Origin of the sequence: Kribbella sp. CCNWLW201, assembly GCF_037203805.1 — a bacterium.
Taxonomy (GTDB): domain Bacteria; phylum Actinomycetota; class Actinomycetes; order Propionibacteriales; family Kribbellaceae; genus Kribbella.
The window spans coordinates 151,836-170,601 of sequence record NZ_JBBCBQ010000007.1; the positions used below are offsets into that span (position 1 = coordinate 151,836).

23 protein-coding genes are annotated in these 18,766 nt (G+C 67.8%); 5 read left to right on the forward strand and 18 right to left on the reverse strand.

Annotation, left to right across the window (positions count from 1 at the left end; all coding sequences use genetic code 11):
- Window positions 1-6 precede the first annotated feature (6 nt).
- From V9K99_RS26950 to V9K99_RS27005, 12 genes are all read right to left on the reverse strand, one after another.
- Window positions 7-669 carry a GAF and ANTAR domain-containing protein gene (locus V9K99_RS26950; RefSeq protein WP_337324163.1) on the reverse strand — a complete coding sequence of 221 codons (663 nt, stop codon included), beginning with the start codon at window positions 667-669 and terminating at the stop codon, window positions 7-9.
- A 238-nt stretch (window positions 670-907) separates the two neighbouring features.
- Window positions 908-1,378: a DUF3618 domain-containing protein gene (locus V9K99_RS26955; protein WP_337324045.1), complete on the reverse strand. Its 471-nt coding sequence runs from the start codon at window positions 1,376-1,378 to the stop codon at window positions 908-910.
- Window positions 1,354-1,824 carry a phage holin family protein gene (locus tag V9K99_RS26960; RefSeq protein ID WP_337324044.1) on the reverse strand — a complete coding sequence of 157 codons (471 nt, stop codon included), beginning with the start codon at window positions 1,822-1,824 and terminating at the stop codon, window positions 1,354-1,356. The genes V9K99_RS26955 and V9K99_RS26960 overlap by 25 nt, the downstream gene beginning before the upstream one ends.
- A 1-nt stretch (window position 1,825) precedes the next feature.
- Window positions 1,826-2,221, reverse strand: a complete 396-nt coding sequence (locus V9K99_RS26965; protein ID WP_337324043.1) for a hypothetical protein — start codon at window positions 2,219-2,221, stop codon at window positions 1,826-1,828.
- Between the two features lie 85 nt (window positions 2,222-2,306).
- A complete protein-coding gene (locus tag V9K99_RS26970; protein ID WP_337324042.1) occupies window positions 2,307-3,092 on the reverse strand; it encodes a sigma-70 family RNA polymerase sigma factor in 786 nt (261 codons plus the stop codon).
- 125 nt (window positions 3,093-3,217) lie between these two features.
- Window positions 3,218-3,634 (reverse strand): CBS domain-containing protein, encoded by a 417-nt coding sequence (locus tag V9K99_RS26975; RefSeq protein ID WP_337324041.1) that lies wholly within the window; start codon window positions 3,632-3,634, stop codon window positions 3,218-3,220.
- Window positions 3,635-3,807: 173 nt separating this feature from the next.
- The gene (locus V9K99_RS26980; protein ID WP_337324040.1) at window positions 3,808-4,776 is read right to left on the reverse strand and encodes a cyclase family protein; all 969 of its coding nucleotides are present in this window, start codon (window positions 4,774-4,776) and stop codon (window positions 3,808-3,810) included.
- Window positions 4,773-5,942 carry an alpha/beta hydrolase family protein gene (locus tag V9K99_RS26985; RefSeq protein ID WP_337324039.1) on the reverse strand — a complete coding sequence of 390 codons (1,170 nt, stop codon included), beginning with the start codon at window positions 5,940-5,942 and terminating at the stop codon, window positions 4,773-4,775. Before V9K99_RS26985 ends, V9K99_RS26980 begins: the two co-directional genes overlap by 4 nt.
- A gap of 34 nt (window positions 5,943-5,976) precedes the next feature.
- Window positions 5,977-6,717: an SDR family NAD(P)-dependent oxidoreductase gene (locus V9K99_RS26990; RefSeq protein WP_337324038.1), complete on the reverse strand. Its 741-nt coding sequence runs from the start codon at window positions 6,715-6,717 to the stop codon at window positions 5,977-5,979.
- Window positions 6,714-7,712: a fumarylacetoacetate hydrolase family protein gene (locus V9K99_RS26995; RefSeq protein WP_337324037.1), complete on the reverse strand. Its 999-nt coding sequence runs from the start codon at window positions 7,710-7,712 to the stop codon at window positions 6,714-6,716. Before V9K99_RS26995 ends, V9K99_RS26990 begins: the two co-directional genes overlap by 4 nt.
- A 3-nt stretch (window positions 7,713-7,715) precedes the next feature.
- Window positions 7,716-8,654, reverse strand: coding sequence for a VOC family protein (locus V9K99_RS27000; RefSeq protein ID WP_337324036.1), 939 nt, complete (start codon window positions 8,652-8,654; stop codon window positions 7,716-7,718).
- 30 nt (window positions 8,655-8,684) lie between these two features.
- Entirely contained in the window at window positions 8,685-9,815 is a 1,131-nt protein-coding gene (locus V9K99_RS27005) for an FAD-dependent monooxygenase (protein ID WP_337324035.1), read from the reverse strand.
- A 112-nt stretch (window positions 9,816-9,927) separates the two neighbouring features.
- On the opposite strand from V9K99_RS27005, the gene V9K99_RS27010 reads away from it, so the two are divergent.
- Both V9K99_RS27010 and V9K99_RS27015 read left to right on the forward strand, forming a co-directional pair.
- On the forward strand, window positions 9,928-10,578 hold the full coding sequence (locus V9K99_RS27010; RefSeq protein ID WP_337324034.1) for a LysR family transcriptional regulator: 651 nt from the start codon (window positions 9,928-9,930) through the stop codon (window positions 10,576-10,578).
- Window positions 10,575-10,850: a hypothetical protein gene (locus tag V9K99_RS27015; protein WP_337324033.1), complete on the forward strand. Its 276-nt coding sequence runs from the start codon at window positions 10,575-10,577 to the stop codon at window positions 10,848-10,850. The genes V9K99_RS27010 and V9K99_RS27015 overlap by 4 nt, the downstream gene beginning before the upstream one ends.
- A 1-nt stretch (window position 10,851) precedes the next feature.
- On the opposite strand, the gene V9K99_RS27020 is transcribed toward V9K99_RS27015, so the two are convergent.
- Window positions 10,852-12,123 carry an MFS transporter gene (locus tag V9K99_RS27020; protein WP_337324032.1) on the reverse strand — a complete coding sequence of 424 codons (1,272 nt, stop codon included), beginning with the start codon at window positions 12,121-12,123 and terminating at the stop codon, window positions 10,852-10,854.
- Between the two features lie 138 nt (window positions 12,124-12,261).
- On the opposite strand from V9K99_RS27020, the gene V9K99_RS27025 reads away from it, so the two are divergent.
- Window positions 12,262-12,495 carry a hypothetical protein gene (locus V9K99_RS27025; protein WP_337324031.1) on the forward strand — a complete coding sequence of 78 codons (234 nt, stop codon included), beginning with the start codon at window positions 12,262-12,264 and terminating at the stop codon, window positions 12,493-12,495.
- Here V9K99_RS27025 and V9K99_RS27030 read toward each other — a convergent pair whose 3' ends face one another.
- From V9K99_RS27030 to V9K99_RS27050, 5 genes are all read right to left on the reverse strand, one after another.
- Window positions 12,496-12,681 (reverse strand): hypothetical protein, encoded by a 186-nt coding sequence (locus V9K99_RS27030; RefSeq protein ID WP_337324030.1) that lies wholly within the window; start codon window positions 12,679-12,681, stop codon window positions 12,496-12,498.
- 119 nt (window positions 12,682-12,800) lie between these two features.
- Complete coding sequence (locus V9K99_RS27035) at window positions 12,801-13,874, reverse strand: LacI family DNA-binding transcriptional regulator (protein WP_337324029.1); 1,074 nt, start codon at window positions 13,872-13,874, stop codon at window positions 12,801-12,803.
- 52 nt (window positions 13,875-13,926) lie between these two features.
- A complete protein-coding gene (locus tag V9K99_RS27040) occupies window positions 13,927-14,793 on the reverse strand; it encodes a sugar phosphate isomerase/epimerase family protein (RefSeq protein WP_337324028.1) in 867 nt (288 codons plus the stop codon).
- Between the two features lie 13 nt (window positions 14,794-14,806).
- The gene (locus tag V9K99_RS27045; protein ID WP_337324027.1) at window positions 14,807-15,769 is read right to left on the reverse strand and encodes a Gfo/Idh/MocA family protein; all 963 of its coding nucleotides are present in this window, start codon (window positions 15,767-15,769) and stop codon (window positions 14,807-14,809) included.
- Window positions 15,766-16,749 carry a TIM barrel protein gene (locus tag V9K99_RS27050; RefSeq protein ID WP_337324026.1) on the reverse strand — a complete coding sequence of 328 codons (984 nt, stop codon included), beginning with the start codon at window positions 16,747-16,749 and terminating at the stop codon, window positions 15,766-15,768. Before V9K99_RS27050 ends, V9K99_RS27045 begins: the two co-directional genes overlap by 4 nt.
- A 152-nt stretch (window positions 16,750-16,901) precedes the next feature.
- On the opposite strand from V9K99_RS27050, the gene V9K99_RS27055 reads away from it, so the two are divergent.
- Both V9K99_RS27055 and V9K99_RS27060 read left to right on the forward strand, forming a co-directional pair.
- Complete coding sequence (locus V9K99_RS27055) at window positions 16,902-18,344, forward strand: sugar porter family MFS transporter (protein ID WP_337324025.1); 1,443 nt, start codon at window positions 16,902-16,904, stop codon at window positions 18,342-18,344.
- A complete protein-coding gene (locus V9K99_RS27060; RefSeq protein WP_337324024.1) occupies window positions 18,341-18,706 on the forward strand; it encodes a universal stress protein in 366 nt (121 codons plus the stop codon). The genes V9K99_RS27055 and V9K99_RS27060 overlap by 4 nt, the downstream gene beginning before the upstream one ends.
- Window positions 18,707-18,766 lie beyond the last annotated feature (60 nt).

Consider the following 18,766-nt stretch of genomic DNA (forward strand, 5'->3'; position numbering starts at 1 on the left):
CTGGGCTCAGTGCGGCAGCCGGCGAGTGTTGATCAACTGCTCGGCCACGTCGCGCAGCTTGGTGTTGGTGTCCTGGGAGTAGCGCCGCAGGATGGCGAACGCCCCGTCGGGATCGACGTCGTACCGCTCCATCAGGATCCCCATCGCCTGTCCGACCAGCTTGCGTGCGTCGACCGCCTGGGCCATGTTCGCCTCGTTGCGCGCGGTCGCGACAGCGACCGAGGCATGCCGGGCGAGGATGGCCGCGACTGCCTCGTCGTCGGCACTGAACGCGTCCGGCTCGACACTGTAGAGCCCGAGTACGCCGACGGTTCCGGCTGCCGTCGTGAGTGGAACGTCGAGCACACTGCGGACGCCGAGGGACAGCACCTTGGCCGCCCAGTCCGGCCAACGCTCGTCAGCCGCCGTGTCGCGGACCAGCACCGTCTCGTGGCCGCGCATGGCCTCCACCAGCGGTCCACAGCCTCCGGCCATTTGCCACTGGTAGATCTCAGCCACCATCGGATCAGTAGCGGCCGGCACTTCCGGCCGGCCACGTGTCGCGAGTGCGACGCCTGCATGGGAACAGTTCAGCGCATCCAGCGCGAACTGGACCACCGCCTCCACGGTCTCTCCGACCCCACCGGAATCGTGCAGCTCGACCGCGAGCCGTGCGAACACCTCCGCCATCGCTCCAGCGGCGTCGTCCGGCCCGGATCTCGCCGGGTCAACGCCGACACCGCCCTCAGGCGTCACCTGTGCAGCCTCCTCCATGCCCCCATCATGCCCCCAGCACTGCCCCATAGGCACGAACATCGGTCGATCCCCGGCCCACGGCGTTCATCCATACGTTTGACCCGAGACGCCAGAAAGCCGGCGCGCGACAGGAGTCCTGTCGCGCGCCGGTTGCTCCGCGTGAGCGGCACAGTCAGGGGCGCTGACCGACGGAATCGGCCGATTCCTTGACATGGTCGACGGCTTCCTGCGCCGGCTCGCGGAGATTCTCCTTCAGATCCTGAGCCAGCTCGCCGACGCGCTCCTTGACCGGCTCAGCGGCGCTCTCCTTCGCCTTGACAGCCAGCTCGCGTTCACGGGTTGTCGGCGGCAGGGCTGCCGCGACCACCCAGCCGGCCGCGAAGGCGACCATTCCCGCGGCCAACGGAGCACCGCGAGTCTGTTCCTTTGCCTTGTCCGGTACGGACTCGGCGGCCTGCTTGGCGTGTTCGGTCGTCCCCATCACCCGATGCCTCATCGTGTGCAGCCGGTGCCGGGCTGCGTCCGTCCGCCGATGCACCATCTGCCGTGGACTGACCTTGTCTGCCAGCGCGTCCACGTCGTCACTGAGATGGCGCCTGGTCTGCTCGATGTCTCGTCTCAGGGTTTGCGGGTCTTCAGCCATTCTGCGTCCTCCTTGAGGGTCTCCACGGTCTGCTCGGGTATCGGGCTCACATCGCGCAGCGCCTTGCGTCCAGACGCCGCCAGGACAGCGGCCGCCACGCCCCAGACGGCCGCCACGATGAGGGCGGCCCAGGCGAGATGCATGACTTCATCGAGCGCCCACATCACGGTGAGCGAGACGAACATCGCCAGCATCCAGCCCGCGAGCGCGGCGCCGCCCAGCATCCCGGCGCCCTTGCCGGCTTGTTTGGCCTCCTCGCGGAGCTCCGCTTTCGCGAGTGCGAGCTCCTGGCGGGTCAAAGTTCCGACGTCGCCAGTGAGCTGGGAAACGAGCTGGCCGAGCGAGGCCGCGTCGTACGTCGGCGCCGGAGCACTCCCCGTCGCCGAGCCGCCCGCGTACGTCGTACCTCGCTCGTCGTCTCCTCTGGTGGTGGATGGTCCGCTCATCTCACTGCTCCGGCGCACCGGCGGCCATCGCGCGGGACATCCGCCCGGCGACGATCCCGGCCACGGCTGCGCCGACGAGGAACCGGCCGGGCCGCTGCCTCGCCATGGTCCGGACGTCGTCCAGGATGTCGGTGAACTCCCGTCCGTCCAGGAACCCGACAGCGCGATCGGACCAGCCGGCCCCTTGCCTCGCCAACTGGGCGCCCAGGCCGGAGCCTTGCTCGGCCATCTTTCGCAACTCGTCCGACAGCGAACGCAGTCCGTTCACTGCCTGATCCCTTTGCTGCCCGGCCTGTTGCCCGACCTGGTCCCGCGTTTCCCTGAGCAGGCGCTGGGTCTCGTGCTGCACATCGGTGGCAACGTCGGCCACCTGCTCCTTCGCGGTCGTTGATGTCATCTGACGCCTCCCTTGCGATCCGGCCGCCTGGGTAACCCAACCCCGCCGCAACAAACCTGCTGTGCCTGAATGGATGCCGGAGGCATCAGGCCGCCAGAGCGTCTTGGAGGATGCTCATGATCCGGCGAAGAAGTCGCGAGACCTGCATCTGGCTGACCCCGATCTCGGCGGCGATCTCGGCCTGGCTCCAGTGATCGACCATTCGCCGGCGGAGGATCAGCTTGTCCCGGGCCGCGAGGTTCTCGACCGCCGGGCGCAGCGTCTCGAGCTGGTTGACCAGCTCGAAGGTGTTCTCCCGGTCCGGCATCAGGCTGCCGAGCGAGGTCGTGGACCCGATGCCGCCCACCGGAGCGTCCAGCGAGACCGGACGAAAGCAGCCGAAGGCACGCTGCGCGTCCCTGACCTCCCGCAGCGGTACGCCGATCCGGTCGGCCAGCTCCTGGTCGGTCGGCCAGCGGTGCAACCGCGCAGCCAGCTCACCCTCGACGGCGTTGATGGACGCCTGCAGGTTCTGGATTCGCCGCGGCGGCCGGACACTCCACGCGTTGTCACGGAAGTGCCGCTTGAGCTCGCCTCGAATGGTCGGGAAAGCGTACGACCGGAAGTCCGTGTCCGGTCCCGGTACGTATCCCTGGACGGCTTTCACGAGTCCGACGTACGCGACCTGGAACAGTTCCTCCCGTTCCACCCCGCGTCCGTCGTACCGTAACGCGAGCGACCGTGCCATCGCCGTACTCTGCTCGATCGCTTGGCAGAGCAGGTCGGCGCGGCGACTACCGACAGCGTTGGACGCCTCGCGAAGCAGGTTCTCGGTGAGTGTGCGTTGTTGTTCCCGGGCCACGAGCGATGCGGGCCCCAAGCGACTGGTCATCAGATTGACCTGGGACGGTCGATCGCCCAACAACTGGCACCGTCTTGACCATGGCGAGGTCGTCCCAGGCTCCCCTGTGATGTGCGGTACCCCGGCCCAATCCGGGCCACGCATTCAGCAGGTGGTCAGGGCTGAGAGATGTCCTGTACGACGTCACCGGTGTCGGACTTGCCCAGGTTGCGCGCGACGTCGGCCAGCGCGAGCATGCCGACGAGGTCGTGGCCGTCGATCACTGGCAACCGGCGGACCTGGTGTTTGCTCATCGTGGCGAGCGCTTCTTCGGCACTGTCGTCGGCACCGATCGTGACCACCTTGCCCTCGCCGAACTGCCCCGCCGTCGCCGAAGCCGGATCGCCGCCGTCGGCGATGAACTTCACCACGATGTCGCGGTCGGTCAGCATCCCCTTCAGCCGGTTGTCCTCGCCACAGATCGGCAACGCACCGACGTCCAGGTCCCTCATCTTCCGGGCCGCGTCGACCAGCGTCTCGTGCTCACCGACGCACTCGGCACCGGCCGTCATCAACTCACGTACGGTCGTCATCTTCGGACTCCTAGTTCTCCTGCACAACCGCGCCGACGTTGTGAGCGGTCCCAGGTGCTGGATGCTTCAACACCGGGAACCTCGGACAACCCCGACCCTCGAGAACCCGGGGCCGTCCTACCCCCTCTGTGCCCCACTGGACACCCTGTATTCGTCGTACGCACGGAGTCCGATCAGCGCACGGCGACCGGGTTCAGTGGTGAGCCGACGGCACCGGTGACGGGCAACGGTGCGGCGGTGAGAAAGAAGTCGTAGTGACCGTCAGCGGCGCAGGCGTCCGCGAGAACGTCCAGGTCCCACATCTCGCCGATGAACAGTCCGATATGGGGAATCGCAACCTGATGCAGCGGCTGGAATGCCGCCTCGAACTCGTTGGGCCGGACCTCGAAGCCCCACGTGTCGGTGGCGATCGCGGCGATCTCGGTACGGTGCAGCCAATCGGCCGTGGTGAAGGAGAGTCCGGGGGCGGCTCCGCCGGCGTAGTCGCCCCAACCTTGCCGACGGACCCGGGTCAACTGACCGGTGCGCACCACCACGATGTCACCGCGTCCGACTCCCGAGGTCTCCCCTTGCGCGGCGATTGTCTGCTCGAGGTGCGCTTCGGTAATGGCGAAGCCATCGGGCAGTTCGCCGTCCGTACCGAGCGCACGGCCGACGTCGAGCAGCACTCCGCGGCCGGCGACGACGTCGGCGACGGTCTCGATACCGGTGACGTGGTCGCCGAGGCTGGTCACGACCTGATCGGCCGGGCGGCCGTTCCAGGCGACGCCGTGGTCGAAGATGTGGCCGAGGCCGTCCCACTGCGTCGAGCATTGCAGGGGCATCGCGACCACGTCGTCGGCGCCTCCGAAACCGTGCGGGAACCCTTGCCGACCCGCGACGGCGTCGGTGCCAGTGTCGAGCATCGTGTGCACGGGATTCGTACGGCGCCGCCAGCCCTTCTGCGGCCCGTCCATGTCGAAGGCCTGTGCCAACGAGTAGGACTCCCCCGTCCGCACCAGCGCCGCTGCCTCGCGTCGTTTCCGCGCGGTGAGGAAGTTCATCGTGCCGCGGACGTCGTCGGCACCCCAGCGATTCCAGTTGGACACGCGTTTGGCAACCGCGGCGATCTCTCCCTCGGGGTCGCGCCGATCGATCGTCATGGGATCGGATCCGGGTCGAGCTCGGTGAAGGTCTCGGCCACCCAGTCCGCGATGTACGTCGCCACATGCGGGAGGTGGTCGAGGCCGATGTGCTCGGTCGCCCCCTCCTCGGGGGTGAAGATCCGGAGGTCCCGTTTGGGACTGTTCACCGCCTGATCGTAGGAGCGGTGGGCGTACTCGAGCGGGATCTGACGGTCGCTCTCACCGTGGGCGACGAGGAACGGCACGGTGATGTTCTCGACGATCCCGTCGAGGTGCACAGCTTCCGCCGTACGGATGAAGCTGTCCAGGTCGTCCTCGCCCCAGACCCAGAGCACGTGGTCCCAGTAGTGCGGCACCGGGTTCTCGCCCTCGCGCTGGAGCCGGCGTTTCTGCACGGCGCCCCAGTTGTGGTTGGCACCCCAGGCGACGCACAACGCCAGCCGCTTCTCGAAGGCGGCGGCGCGCGGAGCGTAGTAGCCGCCGAGCGACCAGCCGACCAAGCCGATGCGGTCAGGTCTGACGTCGTCTCGCGTCAGCAGGTGATCGACGCAGGCCGCCGCCCAGTCCTCGGTCGTCACCCGGGACTTCAGACCGCGCAGCCGCAGCGCTTCACCGCTGCCGGGGCAGTCGACCATCAGCGTGGAGATGCCGCGGGCCGCCAATTCGGCCGCGAAACCCGAGCTGTACATGTGCTCCTTGGTGGAGTCGAGCCCGTTCCACATCACCATCACGGGAACGGGGCTGCCGTCCGGTGAGGCGTTGGTGAAGTACGCCGGGAGCGACACCGACTCGAACGGCACCTCGACCCGCGTGGTCGCGGGATCGATCAGGTCGAACACCTTCTGCTGGACCTCGAGGAGATGTTGATAGACGGCGTTGCGACCCGGATCCTTGGCGCTCTGCATCCGCTCCGCCTGCGCGAGGTAGTTGGCGGCCCGCTGATACTTCTGGCCGGCGGTACGGCGGTGGCCCGCTTTCTCGGCCTCCAGCGCCTGCTGTTCGAGCTGGCCGGCGACCGCCGCCCACGATGCCATGAACTCCTTGGTGCCGACGTCCGCCCCCTGGGCAGCGAGCTCGCGGATCGGCCGGCAGGCGCGATCGACCTCGTCGATCAGCCCACCGCTGTTCAGGGCCGCGACGACCCCCAGGTTCCAGACGTAGTTGCCGGGGAAGTACTCGAACATCTCTCGTTCCTTCGCTGGTGTGCGTGGTCTGGGTTCAGCGGGGTGCTGACCGCAGGGCGTCACTGATGGCCTTCGCGCCGCCGTGCGAGCTGGCTCCGCCGTCGACCGGCACGTCCGCGCCGGTGACGAACGACGCCGCGTCCGACAGCAGGAACACCACGACGGCCGACACCTCCGCCGCCGTACCGGGACGGCCCAGCGCTGTCGCGGCGACGGAGGTACGACGAAAGTCCGCGGGCGCGGTGGCGGTCATCGGAGTGTCGGTGAAACCGGGGTGGACGGCATTGACCCGGATGCCGCGCGGGCCGAGCTCGAGTGCCGCCGCATGAGTGAGACCCCGCAACGCCCACTTGCTGGCGGTATAGGCCACTGGATAGTGACCCTGGAGGCCCGCAAGGGATCCGACATTGACGACCGAGCTGCCGGCAGCCATCAGCGGCGCGAGGGCCTGAAGCCCGAGCAGCGGCCCGAGCACGTTCACCTGCTGTACGCGCATGAAGTCCGAGGCCGCCACGTCGCCCAGGCGAGCGCGCCACGTGACCCCGGCGCACGAGACGAGGCCGGCGACGGTACGGCGTTCGCCCTCGAGCCGACCGGCGAGCGCTGCCCAGGCCTTCTCGTCGCGAACGTCGAGCGGCTGCACGCCGTCAGCCCCCGCCTCGACGTCGAGCCCCAGCACGTCCGCGCCTTCCGATGCCGCTGCGTGGCAGACGGCTGCGCCGATGCCTGATGCCGCGCCCGTCACTACGACGAGCCGGCCGGCCAAGCTGGTCATGGCGTCACCACCTGCCGCTTGCCGACAGCTCGTCGTACCTCAGCAGGCTCACGACGTCGAGGCGCCGGCACATCCGGGGACGGTGGTGCGACGGCGACCCGGTTACTGATACTGCCGATGCCCTCAACCGACAGCGTGACGACGTCGCCGGGCTGCAGGGCGGGCGGGTCGTTCCGGCCGTTTCGGCCCCAGAGCTCGGCGAGACAGCCACCGTTGCCTGTGGTCCCGGAGCCGAGCACGTCGCCAGGTCGCACAAGGCTGTCGTGCGAGGCGTACGCGAGCATCGCCTCGAAAGTCCAGCCGGCGTTGGACAGCAGGTCGCGCCCTACTTCACGTCCATTGACACTGGCCGAGCACCAGAGGTCGAGGAAGCCGTCCGCGTCACGATGGTCCGCCAGTTCGTCGGCGGTGACGACCCACGGCCCGAGCGTGGTCGCGAAGTCCTTGCCCTTGGCCGGTCCGAGCCCCACCTGCATTTCGCGAGCTTGGACGTCGCGGGCGGACCAGTCGTTCATGATCGTGTAGCCGAAGATCGCGTTAGATGCCTGTGCGAGGGTCAACGAGCGACCGGAACGACCCACGATCGCGGCGACCTCCAGCTCGAAATCGCGCGCCACACTCCGGCTCGGGAACGCGACGTCGTCGTCCGGCCCGAGGATCGCGTGCGGGTTGGTGAAGTAGAACGTCGGAGCGTCGTACCAGGCCTCGGGGACACCTGTAGCGCCGTCGACACTTCGGCGTACACCCTCGACGTGTTCCTCGAACGCTACGAAGTCCCGGACACTGGCCGGTTGCAGCGGGGCCAGCAAACGGACATCCGCCAGCGGGATCGCCGTCACGGCGCTGGCGCGACGCGCCAGGTCGTGCGCCGCGTCCAGGCCGCCTTCGACGACCTCGAGCATCGTCACCGGCTCGGGAAACGGATGGATCCGGTCGTCCACGACCAGTCCGACCTGCGTCAGGCCGGCCGGATCGCGGTATGTCGCGAGACGCACGGCTCAGACCGGTGGCGCGACGAAGACGCCGCGGTCGGGGTCGTTGAAGGACTGCTTGGCGACGAATTCGCTCATCGGGTTCGCGGTCCCCCACTGATCGGTCACCTCGGGGTCCGAGAAGTCGTACAGGTGCGGGTGCCAGGTGTCCTCGTCGAGTTCCTCGAGCTCGGTGGTGTACTCGATCGTGTTGCCGTGCGGGTCGAGGAAGTAGCTGAAGGTGTTGTTGCCGGCCATATGACGGCCGGGTCCCCAGACCTTCTCGACGCCGGCCCGGAGCAACCGGCCGGTGCCGCGCATGTACTCGTCGATGCCGCGCATTTCGAATGAAGCATGGTGCAGGGAGACGTGCGGGCACCTGGCGATCGCCATGCTGTGGTGGTACTTGTTCGTGCGCAGGAACCACATGACCTCGCCCATGTGCCGGGAGTACAGGGTGTCCGACAGCGCGAAGCTCAGGTGCTTGTTGTAGAAGGCAACTGTCTGCTCGGGGTTGGGCGAGTTGATCACGACGTGCGACAGCTTGACCGGGATGGACTCCCCCGCCTCGATCTTGCGATGCCGTCGTACCTCGACGTCGGAGCTCACCTCGATGGTGCGGCCGTCGTTGTCGAAGAAGCGGAATCCGTACCCGCCACCAGGGGTCTGCAGCTTGGCGGGCTCGGTCACCAGCTGAACCCCGTCCGATCCCAGCCGCTGTGCGAGCGTGTCCACGTCGTCCTGATCGGCGGCCCCGAAGGAGATCAGATCCAGGCGCTTCTCGTCGGCTCGACGTAACCGGACGGAGTACTGCTCCGGTGAGCCCTCGGCGGCCAGGAACGCGATGCCACTGTCGGTGTTCTCCGCGGTCAGCCCCCACATGCTCGTGTAGAACTCGAGCTGCCGGTCGTAGTCGGGCACTGCCAGGTCGACGTGCCGCAGGTGCGTGATGAGTCGATCAGTCATGGTTGGTCCTGTCTCAACGGTTTTGGGTCGTCAGGCGGGTTCTGTGAGCAGATGCGCGATGCGCGCCATCAGTCCGGGGACATCGCCGCGCTCCCCGTCGAGCAGCCATTGGCCGAGCTGCACCGAGGCATCCACCACGGTCTTGGCGCGGTCGAACCGGCGTGCGGTGAACGCGGTCCACAGGTCGGCATCAACCCGGTCAGCCGACAACAGCAGTTCGGCCAGCACCGCGGCGTCCTCGAACGCCTGAGCGGCGCCCTGGGCCAGAGTCGGAGGGCAGGAGTGCGCGGCGTCCCCGATCAGAACCACGCGGCCGCGGTGCCACGGCGCGTCCAGGAGGTGAGTCTCGAACCAGGTGTAGTTGACCTCGGTTCGGTCGGTGAGTCCGGCGCGGATCTCGTCCCATGGGCCGTGGTAGGCCTCCGACAACTCGCGCATCACCTCCAGTCGCTGCTCTGCGGACAGGGTGCTGCGATCCTGTGCCTTCTCGACGATGTAGGCGTAGAGCGAGTCCTCGCCCGTCGGGCAGTAGCCGGCGATGTAGCTCGGTCCGCCGTAGAAGAGGTCGGTGCGGGTCACACTGGCCGGTCGCGGCGCGAACACTCGCCAGATCCCCATGCCCGTACAGCGGGTCTCCAGCGTGATGCCGAGCTGGCGGCGCGTCCAGGAGCGAATCCCGTCCGCTCCGACGACCAGGTCATAGCGACCGGTAGAGCCGTCGGCGAAGGTGACCTGGACGCCGGCGTCGTCCCGCCGCAGTTCCGTGTACGTCGTACCGAAGGCGACCTTGGCGCCCGCGGCCTGGGCCTGGTCGACGAGGATCCGGGCGAGCGTCGGTCTGTACATCCCGATCGTCGCGGGCAGGTCCACACCGCCGGTACGAACGTCGTCGAGCTCCGCCACGAGCGTGCCGGCCGGGTCAGGTGCACGCAGGCCGAGCGTGTCGAAGGCGAAGCTGTGCGCGGCCACCTGCTCCCAGACACCGAGTTGGCGCAACACCCGCAACGCGTTGCCCTGGAGGGTGATGCCGGAGCCGACCGCGCTCACATCGGGCTTGATGTCGACGAGGTGGACCGAGACGCCCTGGCGGGCCAGGAGGATCGCGGTGGCGGCACCGGCGGCACCGGCACCGACGACGAGCACGTTCGCAACGGCGGGCATCGGGAACTCCTCGCACAGCTGGCTGATGGGTCACACCAGCGTCGGCGACTGCCGACTATCAGGGAAGAGCGATCTGTTGATGCTCTTCATCATCCGGCCTTATGGTTGCCGCGTGCCGCAGAGCCTGGCGAACCTGGACCTCAATTTGCTGCTCACGCTCGACGCGCTGCTCGAGGAGCGAAACGTGACCAGGGCAGCAGCGAGGGTGGGCGTCAGCCAGCCTGCGGTGAGCGCCGCGCTGGCGCGGCTACGACGGCACTTCGGTGACGAGCTGCTGAGCCGGGTGGGAAACCGCTACGAACTGACTCCGCTCGCGCTCCAGCTGCGGGGGCACACCGCGACCGCGCTGGCCTCGGTCCAGCGCGTGTTCGACGCGTCCCCCGACTTCGAGCCGGCCGAGGCCGACCGCGAGTTCACGTTCCTGATGTCCGACTATGCGGCAGCGGTGCTGGGCCCGACGCTCGCCGCAGCCGTCGCCCGGGAGGCCCCGGGCGTTCGGTTGCGTCTCCCGATGCACACCCCCGACGCGGTCGACCATGCGGCGGAGACGCTGCGGGTCGTCGACGGCATCGTGCTCCCGCACGGCTTCATCTCCGACTTTCCCAGCGTCGATCTGTTCGATGACGACTGGGTCGGCCTGGTCGCGACCGAACATCCGGAGGTCGGCAGCTCGTTGACGATGGACCAGTTGGCCACACTGCCGTGGGTGCTGACGTACAACCGGCCCACCGCGTTCACACCGCCGAGCAGCACCTGCGGATGATCGGCGTGGAGGCTCGTGCCGCGATCGTCGTCGAGAACTTCCTGACGATCCCCTTCCTCGTGATGGGAACCGACCGGGTCGCCATGGTCCAGCGCCGGCTGGCGCTGCGGCTGGCCGGCCTGGCCGGTGTCCGAATGGTCGCTCTCCCCTTCGACGCCGTACCCATCGTCGAGGCGTTCTGGTGGCACCCGGTGCACCGCAACGATCCTGCCCACCAGTGGCTTCGTCGTACGCTGCGACAGGTTGCCCGCGGGCTCGACGATGGAGTGTGAGTCAGCCTGCTGCCGGGGTGGGGTCGACCGCATGCGGGCGAATGTTTCGCACCGCCGCCGCGGCGGCGAGTGCGACTGCCCCGAGCACCAGGAGCGCCGAGTTCAGGCCGCTGATCGCCCCGCTGAGCGCAAGCACGACCAGCGGACAGACGAACTGGCCGATGAACACGGCCGAGGTCCAGACGCCGGTCCCACGGCCACGCTGCTGCAGGGTCAGCGAGCCCAGTGTCCACGTGAGCACCGCAGGCAGCAGCAGACCGTTCCCGAAGCCTGTGACCACGGCGCAGACCACGACCGCCGGAACGCTGCCGGCCAGCCCCAGTCCGATCAGGCCGGCACCGGAGATGGCGAACGCCACCGGGACGGTGAACGACGCGCCCCGCGCGGCCAGCCGACTGAACAGGAACGCGCCGATCGCCGTACCCAGCGACGCGATCGCACTGACCGCACCGATCGTCGAGGTGGCAACGACTCCGAGGTCGTCGAGCTTGAAGGACAGTTCGACGATGAGGACATAGAACACGAGCCCGCCGACCAGCGTGACGACGATCGGTGTCCGCAACGACTGCCACGGCAGCGAGACCAGCTCGTTCGCGCGGGCCTCCCGGAGACCCGCCGGTTGCCAGATGAATCGGGCTGCCAGCAGGGCCAACGGCAGGCTGACCGCGTAGAGCCAGAAGGGAGCGCGCCAGCTCGTGCTGCCCAGAGCACCCCCGAGTGCGAAGAAGAGCGTCGCGGAGACGGTCGTGAAGACGATCTGCAGGCCGAAGTAGCGCTCCCGTCGGCGACCGTGGAAGTAGTCGGCCAACAAGGTCGTGCAGCAGGTCATGATCGCGGCCTCGGTCAGACCGACCAGCACTCGGCTGGCGACGATGAGCTCGAGGGAAGGCAACCACAGCGGCGCGGTGCCGAAGACGGCGTAGGCGCTCAAGGCCCCGACCAGGAGCCGCTTGCGACCGAACCGGTCGACGATACGGCCCGCGATCGTCGCGGTGAGTCCGATCACCAGGGCCGGGGCGGTGAGCAGGATCGGCGTCAGCGCGTCGACGCCGGGCGTGGTGTGGAAGGCACTCGCGATTCGCGGCAGCACTGGCGCGAGAAGTACGGCGCCGAGCACCGACAGACAACTGGACAGCAGCAGGACGGCGGCCTGCATCGGTCCCGCGGGCCGGCCGCTGGCGGGGTCGACCGCGACCTCGTTCGCAGCGTGGTCGTCGACACGGGGCAACTCAGAAGCGTTCTGGGACACGGCGTGCTCCGATGTGATCTGCACCGATCCCGATGATCGGAGCCACCAGTGTTCGGCTTCACAGCCACGCTCGGGAAATAACGATCGACAAGACAACACATCAGCGCGATTGATGGCCGGCCTGCCGGGTCACCGGGGTGGTGACCGAACCTGGAGGCCATCATGAGCTTCGATCGACCGGGACTGGACCACAAGCACAAGACCGTCAGCGACACCGAGCTGAACGAGGCGTTGGAGAACGACGAACTCGAGAAGCGCGGCCTGGACTTCGACGAGGTCGAGCACGACGAAGGCGAGCGATCGTCCGGTCCCGAGCCCAACCCCGGACGACGCCCGCCGCGCGACCAGGACGTCACCCCCGGCACGGAGGGCAGCCCGGTCGAACCGACCGACTGACTATCGGCGTGCCGACTCCAACTGGTGCTTGGCCGGGCGACCACGCCGCTTCCCCGCCCGTACGTCGTCAGCGTTCGACTCCTCCGGCATCGGGCAGGCGGGCTTGTCGTGGACCGGGCCGCCGCCCAGGCGTCTGTACTTCCAGCGCTGCTCGTCGTAGTCGTAGTACGTATCTGTTCCGCCCACTGTGACCACGGTGGCCTCCGGTAGACCGATCCTTCACTCCCGCCCACTGCCGGACGACCCCACCCCGGTACCCGCCTCCCAGCCCGGCAACACCTGCAGAGCGCCGCGAACGTCGGTCGCTAGCGGCGGGCGGTCGGTGAGCGTTTGGCCCGGGGTGGGGCGGTGCTGCTTCGGATGATGACGGAGGTGTCGACGACGGTCTCACGTGGTCGGAGCTTCTGGCCCTCCACTCGGCGGACTGCCGCGTCGACGGCTGACACGCCCATGAGTTCGGGGTCTTGTCTCACACTGGTCAGGTCCACTGAGGAGAGCCGTGCGATCGGGGCGTCGTCGAAGCCGGCGATGGAGACGTCTTCGGGAACTCGTACTCCGTTGCGGATCAGCGTGTGGAGAACGCCGACAGCCGCGTGATCGTTCGGCGCGACGATGGCAGTCGGGAGCTTGCGCCGCCGCAGCAGCATGGCCGCGGCCGCCGAGCCCGCTTCCTCGAAGTAGCTCCCGTCCGTGTAGTCGCCCGGCATGGACAGGATGTCGCTGGGCATACCGAGACGCTTGACGGCGCGCTCGTAACCTCGCCGGCGCAGGGTGCTCGGCGGCATCGACTCGGGATCCACATAGGTGATCCCCTTGTGGCCCAGCTCCGCCAGGTAGTCGACCAGCTGCTCGATCCCCTTGTCGCCGGACGACCGGACCACGTCGTAGAACTGATTCCGTCGGCCGTAGCCGACATCGACGATGGGCAGGACGCTCCGCTCGGCCACAGCCCTGAGCCCGGCGTGGTCGAGGTTGGACCCGATGACGATGAGCGCGGCACATCGATGGCCGAGCAACTCCTCCACCGCCTGGACGGTGCTCCGGGTGGCCGTCTGCGCGCTGAGCACCACGTCGTACCCGCGGGCCGCAGCCGCCGGATAGATCGCCTCGACGATCTCAGGCTCGGTCGAGTGGGCCGGCGTGAAGATCACGCCGAGATCCTTGCTCCGGGCGCGGCGCAGCGACCTCGCACCCACGTGCGGACTGAAGCCGAGCTCCTGTGCCGCCTCGCGGACCCGCCGCCGCGTCTCGTCGCTGGCTCCCGGTGCATCGCGCAGTACCAATGAGACGAGCTGCCGGGAGACGCCGATGTGGGCCGCGATGTCGGCCATGGTCGGCGGACGAAGATTGCCCGCCGGATCGGCGGCGTCGCTGACCATCGGACCTCCTTCGCTCCCGCCTTCTGCGGTGAAGACTAACGCTTGCCCCTCGTCACCAAGCCCCGACGTACTGGTCGATGGTTTCGCGCATGTACGTCGCCGAGTCGCGGGCGCGGTCCTCCCAGGCGAACACGCACGAGGTCATGATGGTGTCATCGCGATCACCGAAGCCGAGTTTGCCCAGCGTGGTGAAGAACGTGTCCCAGTCGACCTCGCCCTGACCGATGTCGAGGTGCTGGTGGATCCGCGCGGTCGAGCCGGGTGGGTTGACGATGTAGCGCAGCCCGGACGAGGCGCGGTGGTCGAAGGAGTCGGCCAGGTGCAGCTGGGTCAGCAGCGGCCCGGCGTATTCGAGGATCTCGACCATGTTGCCGCCCATGTGGAAGGTGTGTGGGGCGCAGTACAGGAACGAGACGAGGGGTGAGTTGATGCCGCGGATCATGTCGATCGCGACCAGGCCGTCTTCGACGAAGTCGTCGGGGTGCGGCTCCAGGCGCAGCTCGACGGCCTCGCGTTCGAAGACCGGCAACAGTTCTTCCAGTGACTTCCAGAACATGGCTTCGCTGCGGCTGGCCTGTTCGGGGCGGCCGTTGAACTCGGAGTTCATCACCCGGCAGTCGAGATCGACGGTGAGCTGGATGGCGCGTTTCCAGTACCGGACCGCGGCCTGGCGTTCGTCCTCGTCCGGTCCGGACCAGCGGTACAGCGGCAGGTGCGAGGCGATCTTCACCCCGGCCGCGTCGAGCGCCTCCTTGAACGCCTTCACCGTGCCGTCGTCCGCGCGGGGGTGCAGGAAAAACGGCGTGAAGTCGTCGCGCGGCGACAGTTCGATGTACTCATAGCCCAGGTCGGCGACGAGCCCGGGCAGCTCGAGTAGGGGCGTCGTACGGAACATATATGGATCGAGCGCGATCTTCATACGGTGATGCCTTTCAGTAGAGCGCCGGCTTGTCGCCGAGGACGACTGGCACACGCTCCTGCGTGTCCAGCGACTGCACGCCTGCGTCGCAGACCACGGTGGCGGCGTACCCGTCCCACGCGGTCGGTCCGGTCGGTGCGGACCCGGAGGCGATCGTGTCGATCCACTCCTGCAGTTCGGTGTCGAAGGCAACGGTGAAGCGTTCCCGCCAGTCGGCCGGCACCCGATCGGGACGGGCCAGGGACGCGGTGCCCGTCTCCCCCACGGCCTCGCCCCGGATGTCGTACCCGTAGCGGATGTTGACGCTCGTCTCGACATTCACCAGTACGCCGCTCTGCGTCTCCACGATCATCAGCAGCGGATCCTGGAGACCGCTGCCGAGGCTGTTCTGCTTGGCCGGTAGGACCCTGATCGCCACGAGTTCTTCGCCCAGCAACCAGCGGGCAATGTCGAAGTCGTGTACGGCGGTGTCGACAATCGCCATGTCGCGCGTATAGGTGCTGGGTACGGCGGGGTTCCGGTGAGCCGAGTAATACATGAGCGGGGAGCCGATCGCTTCGATCTCCGCTTTCAGAGCCCTGTAGGCGGCGTCGTACCGGCGCATGAACCCCACCTGGACGAGGCGGCGACCAGCCGCGAGCTCGGCCGCGATGATGCGTCGACACGCCTCTGCCGTGGTGGCGAGCGGCTTCTCGCAGAACACCGGCTTGCCGGCGGCGATCGCGGCCAGGACGAACTCTTCGTGCGTGGGTCCCCAGGAGGTGACGAGTACGGCGTCGACGCGACTGGAACCGATCAGCGCCTGACCGCTGTCGAACACCTCGGCGTTCGGCAGATCCTCGGCAACCTGCTTCGCCAGGTCCAGGTCGGCGTCGGTCACGGCCGCGATCTCGGCCCCCGACAGGACCTGGGTGATCCGGCGGATGTGCGCCGTACCGATCATGCCGGTGCCGATGACTCCGATGCGAAGTGTCATACCTGCTCCTGCTCATAGGGCCAGCGGCGGACCGGGCCGAGGCCGCAGCCGACGTAGTAGCCGGCCGTCCGCGCGCCGATCGGAAGCGGGATGTGCGACTCCACCGGGTAGAGGTCCTGCTCGATGACGCAGAAGATGTCGCGGTCCAACCAGCCGAGCGATTCGAGGAGCGGTGGCATCTCCGGCTCGCCGTACGGCGGCTCACACATCACGCCGAGCTTGACGGCCTCCGACAACGGCAGGTGCTCGGCCAGGGCACGCGCGCGGACCGCGGGATCCACCGACTTCAGGTGGACGTAGGTGATCCGCTCGGGGAATCGCTGGACGATCTCGAGGTTGTCGCCTTCGCAGTACGCGACGTGACCGGTGTCCAGGCAGAGGTTCACGACGTCCGGGTCGGTGTCCTGGAGGAATCGCTCGATGCGTTGCTGGGTGTCGACATGAGTGTCGACATGTGGGTGGAAGACGAGTTTCACGCCGTACGACTCGAACAGGAATCTGGCCAGCTCGTCGGTGCCGGTGACCAGGTTCTTCCACTGCTCGGGGTCGATGTCGGCAGTCTGGTTCGCCTCGCCGGTGTGCATGTCGGTGTACTGCTCCGGGAGGTGGACGAGGTACTCGGCGCCGAGTGCGGCGAGCAACTGGGCTTCCCGGCCGAAGTCAGCCTTCGCCTTCTGCAGCGCCTCAGCGCCCTTGTGCAGGCCGGCAAAGACTGTGCCTCCGCAGGCTGTGAGCCCGCGCCTGGCCAGTTCGTCCTTGACTCGTTCGGGGTCTTGCGGCAGGAAGCCTTGTGGGCCGAGTTCGGTATAGACGTAGCCGACTGCGGCGATCTCGTCGAGGTAGACGTCCCACGTCACCTGGTGCGGGTCGTCGGCGAACCACACCCCCCACGAGTCGGGCGCAGTACCTAGGCGAAGTTTGGCCAGACCGGGGCGGAGGGGTGGGGAAGGAAGGTTGGACAGTTGGGTCACCCGTGACATGGAACTAGCACGTGCTAGTGACTGTCAAGAGTTCGCGCTAGCACGTGCTAAATCCGGTCTGCGTTCGCTCTTGACGCGGACATCCCCCCGCCTTACTGTCCCGGTTCATACCACCCCCTAGCACGTGCCAGTCGCCGGACGAAAGGTTCGCCATGTCACATCCCACCAGCGCAACCGGGGAGCACCATCCGACCTTGCCCGCCGACAGCCCAGGCCCGCATTCGCGGCGCCTGGGGCTGATCGCAGTCGTCGCGACCTTCGGCGGCCTGCTGTTCGGCTACGACACCGGTGTCATCAACGGTGCCCTTGCACCGATGAAGGACGACCTCGGCCTGACCCCGTTCACCGAGGGCTTCGTGGTCAGCATCCTGATCTTCGGCGCCGCCATCGGGGCCCTCATCGGCGGCCGGCTCTCGGACCGGTACGGCCGGCGGCACAACATCTTGATGCTGGCCCTGGTCTTCACCCTCGGCACACTCGGCTGCGTACTCGCGCCAACCTGGCAGGTGCTGGCCCTGTTCCGGTTCGTGCTCGGACTCGCGGTCGGCGGCGCCTCGGCGACCGTCCCGGTGTACCTGGCCGAAGTCTCGCCGTACGAACGACGCGGCAGCCTGGTCACCCGCAACGAGGTGATGATCGTGTCCGGCCAGTTCGCGGCCTTCGTTGTCAACGCGATCATCTTCCAGCTATGGGGTGAGCACGACTCGGTCTGGCGGTTCATGCTGCTGGTCGCCGTACTCCCGGCCATCCTGCTGTTCTTCGGGATGCTGCGGATGCCCGAGAGTCCGCGCTGGCTGTCCTCGCAGGACCGCGATCCGGAGGCGCTCGCCGTACTCAAGCAGGTGCGGTCTCCAGTGCGTGCCGAAGCCGAACTGGCCGAGGTACGGGCGCTGGCCGAGGAGGAGAAGGCGGCCCAGACTGGCGGCTGGGCCGATCTCGCGGTGCCCTGGATCCGGCGGCTGCTGCTGATCGGCATCGGGCTCGGGGTGTTCCAGCAGTTCACCGGCATCAACTCGATCATGTACTACGGCAGCCAGCTACTCGAGGACGCCGGCTTCTCGGCCGAGGCCGCGATCCTCGGGAACACCTTGTTCGGACTGGCCAGCGTGCTGGGCATCTCGGTCGGCATCCTGGTGATGAACAAGATCAACCGGCGGACGATGCTGCTAGCCGGCTTCGGACTCACCACCGGTTTCCACCTGCTGGTCGGCCTGGCGGCGCTGCTGATGCCGGACAACTCGATCAAGCCTTACGCGCTGCTGCTGTTCGCAGTGCTGTTCGTGTTCTCGATGCAGGGCACCATCGGGCCACTGGTGTGGCTGCTGCTGGCGGAGATGTTCCCGCTGAAGATCCGCAGTTTCGCGATGGGTGTGTGCGTGTTCTGCCTGTGGATCGCCAATGCCGGTGTGGCGTTCGGATTCCCGCCGGTGGTCGCCTCGGTTGGCATCGCACCGACGTTCTTCATCTTCGCCGGCCTCGGCCTGTTCGCCCTCGTCTTCATCGCCACCTCGGTCCCCGAGACCCGCGGCGTCACCCTCGAGCAGTTCGAAGACTCCTTCAAGGCCGCCCACGCGGAGAAAGGCTCATCCCGATGACTGTGATGGTCGCCGTACCCGACAGCCCCGAAGGCGTCGCCGCCCTGGCCGCGGCCGCCGCCGAAGCCGAACTGCTCGGCACCGACCTGGTGGCGGTCAACCTGGCCCTCAAACCCCTCGACACCTCCGCAATTCCCTCGACGATCAAGGTCACCGTCGTCGAACGCCACGGCAGATCCGATCGCGACCCGGCCGACGCCGTCCTCGCCGACATCGAAGAGCATCGCGCGCAACGCCTGGTCATCGGCATCAAACGCCGCTCCCCCGTCGGCAAAGCCCTCCTCGGCAGCGTCAGCCAACGCCTCCTGCTCGAATCCCCCATCCCCGTCCTCGCCGTCAAGATCAACGAAGCCCGCGACTGATACAGATCTGCCCTGCGCAACGCGGCAAACGTTGCGCAGGGCAACCGATCGCGAGACCAG